This window comes from Sphaerisporangium sp. NPDC049003 (assembly GCF_043197795.1).
Classification (GTDB): Bacteria; Actinomycetota; Actinomycetes; order Streptosporangiales; family Streptosporangiaceae; genus Sphaerisporangium.
The window spans coordinates 1-1,604 of sequence record NZ_JBICTU010000080.1 but is presented as its reverse complement, the minus strand read 5'-3'; the positions used below and the strand labels follow the sequence as shown (position 1 = coordinate 1,604).

Below are 1,604 nucleotides of genomic sequence, written 5' to 3'. Positions count from 1 at the left end.
CGGAACCTGTCAAACGTGTTGAGACATCAGGCTACTTGTGTGGTTTGTGGTGAAGCGCCGTCGTCTTGAGACGTGAGTGGTTTGTTGATCCACACTCGTGAGGGCAGCGGCGGTGGGCAGGGCCGCCGACCATGGAACCGCTCGGGGTGGGCCAGGAACGCCGCGTTTAGCGTGGCGGCGCGCCTGGCGTGGATCTCAGCCACCGAGCCGTCATGCACCGATGCCGGGGTGTGCATTCCGATACCGGAATGGCGATGCTCATTGTTGTAGTACCGGAAGAACTGGTCGCAAAAGACGCCTCCATCTTCGATGGACCCGAACACCCCGGGGAACGCGGGACAGTACTTGAGTGTTTTAAACTGCGCTTCAGAGTACGGGTTGTCGTTGGACACACGAGGCCGTGAATGGGACTGGTCGATTCCCAGCAGCGAGAGCAGACCGGAAACGGTGTTCGAGGTCATCGAGGTGCCACGGTCGGCATGGATCCCGACGGGGGCGATCCCGCCGTTGGCCTCGATCGCGTGCTCGATGAACTCCCGGGCAAGGGTTCCCGTCTCCGTCGGCCAGATCTCCCACCAGACCACTTTCCGCGAGAAGATATCGATGATGACATACAGCAGATAGTAGACGCCGCGCACCGGTCCTTTCAGTTTCGTAATATCCCACGACCACACCTGATTCGGCCCGTCGGCTTCCAGTTCGGGTTTCTTCTTCGCTGGATGGACGGCCTGGACGCGCCGCTCACCGGACTGGCCGCGCTGGCGCAGCAGCCGGTACATCGTGGCCTGCGAGCACAGGTAGACGCCCTCGTCCAGCAGGGTCGCCCACACCTGGCCCGGCGACTTGTCGGCGAACCGGGGTGAGTCCAGTACGGCCAGCACCTGCTCGCGCTCGTGTTCGGACAATTCGGCCGGGTGATGAAACGGGCGGCGTGGGCCCAGCCGGGGCGGGGAGGGATTACGCCGCCGGTGCAACGTGGCCCGCGACCTCCCCAAGATCGCACATGCCCTGGCCGTGCCGAGCAACTCCTCCATTTCCGGGAAATGCTCGTCGATGACCCGACTCAGTTCGTGTCGGAGTCCGCGCTGCTTGAGATGTCCTGAAGCAGCGCGAATGCTTTTCCCGCTATGTCAAGCGCGGTCCTGGTCTTCCCGAGTTCGCCGCTGAGCTTCTCGTTTTTGGCCTCCAGTTTTGCCGCGTCGGCCTTGAGCTTTCTGTTCTCGGCCCGCAACCGGGCCAGCTCCTCCGACTCCGTGCTCTTTTTCGGCTTACCCGTCGAAGCGGCCAGTGTCCCGTTCTCCTGCTGCTTTCGCCAGTGCTCGATGTGGGAGTGATACAGCTTTTCCTTGCGCATCAGCGCGCCACGTTCGGGGCTGCCCTCGGGCAGTGCGTCATAGGCCGCCAAGATCCGCGCCTTGTAGGCGGCGGTGAAGGTCCGGCGCACCGGCCGGCGCACCCGATCGTCGGTCACCAGACCATCCTGCCCCCTCATGGCGGCCTGGTCTGCGAGGGTCATCGTCACTGTCTCGATCGTCCTGTCTAGCTCTGTTTCACATCATGAGGACTCATTCGTCCTATGTCTCACAAGAGTCTGACAGAGAGGG

Annotated in this window: 2 protein-coding genes; both read right to left on the bottom strand. The window is 62.7% G+C overall.

Annotated features, from left to right (window positions below; genetic code table 11):
* Positions 1-26: 26 nt before the first annotated feature.
* Complete coding sequence (locus tag ACGFIV_RS36245; RefSeq protein WP_392839607.1) at positions 27-1,067, bottom strand: IS3 family transposase; 1,041 nt, start codon at positions 1,065-1,067, stop codon at positions 27-29.
* On the bottom strand, positions 1,064-1,522 hold the full coding sequence (locus ACGFIV_RS36240) for a transposase (protein WP_392839605.1): 459 nt from the start codon (positions 1,520-1,522) through the stop codon (positions 1,064-1,066). Before ACGFIV_RS36240 ends, ACGFIV_RS36245 begins: the two co-directional genes overlap by 4 nt.
* Positions 1,523-1,604: the final 82 nt, after the last annotated feature.